This is a genomic window from Kitasatospora sp. MBT63, from assembly GCF_000710465.2.
Classification (GTDB): domain Bacteria; phylum Actinomycetota; class Actinomycetes; order Streptomycetales; family Streptomycetaceae; genus Kitasatospora.
The window spans coordinates 1-1,160 of the sequence record NZ_JAIZ01000506.1; the positions used below are offsets into that span (position 1 = coordinate 1).

General features: G+C 69.3%; 1 protein-coding gene. It reads left to right on the plus strand.

What is annotated here, in order from left to right:
- Positions 1–382: 382 nt before the first annotated feature.
- Positions 383–1,160 (plus strand): transposase (locus AA75_RS52450; protein ID WP_233289207.1); only part of this gene is annotated, 778 nt, incomplete at its 3' end.

Below are 1,160 nucleotides of genomic sequence, written 5' to 3' on the forward strand. Positions count from 1 at the left end.
ACCGGTGCCCCTCAAGATCGGAACGACAACAGCCACTAAGACTCCACGATGTCGGCCGCGATGAACGGCCCAGGCCCGGCTTCGACCTCGTGCACGCCCGGCTGGTGCTGGTACACGTGTCCGACCGGGACCGGCTGCTCCAGCCGTCTCGCCGGTCGGCTGTTGTCCGCGGACAACAATCTCAGCGATCTGGCCGATGACCGGGCTTCGCCGTCCCGGTCCGCCGGCGGCTCAGACGCGAGCCGCGACGTGGATCTCGCTGCGCTCCGGCCACCGGTCAGCGTTGGCCGCGATCGGGAGTGGCCCGGCCGGGTGACGGGGATTCCGGGAGTACCTGACCGGTCTGCTGCTGCCACGAGACCGGAACAAGACGCTCACCACGCTGGCCGGGGCGGAACCGGTGACCGGTGCCCAGCACCCGGCGGTGCAGCGGCTGCAGTTCTTCCTGTCGGAGTCGACCTGGAAGTTCGAGCAGGTCAACGCCCGTCGGCTTGAGCTCCTGGTCGCGGACCCGGCCCCCACGCCGCACGACCGGGGCGTGCTGGTCATCGACGACTCCGGGGACCGCAAGGACAGCACGGTGACCGCCCACGTCGGGCGGCAGTGGCTTGGCCGACTCGGCAAGACCGACAACGGCGTCGTCACGGTGACCACGCTCTGGGCCGACGAGCACCTCTGCCACCCGCTGCACTCGGTGCCCCACACCCCCGGCGCACCACTTCCCGAGGAAGCGCAACGACCCGCTTTCCGTCACCGTCGGCAACAACGTTCTGTCCGTGGGCTGTTCACCTCGGCCGGCCAACGCGGGCCCGGCGTTCGAAGGAGCTCGGCGCACGGACACCGCAGCGCGCCGCCGCCCCGATCTCCCGGCCCGGCTGACTCGATTCGGCAGCATCGAGGCTGCCCGCTCTTGCGCTTAACAGACCTGTCGCAAGATCAGCCAGGAGCTCTACGAACAGACTGCCAGGGGTGGCAGTTCACGGCCTCCTCACCGACTCGGTCAAAGCTCCTCCGGCTGGTCCCCGAGACGCTTGGCGATCCACTGCTCGAAGCCGACCGACGCCTGGGTCCAGTTGGCGATGGCGGAGACGAAATGGTCCAGGTTGACGCCGGTGCCCACGATCATCTGGGACTCGCCGATCAGGCGGACCACGCCGTCC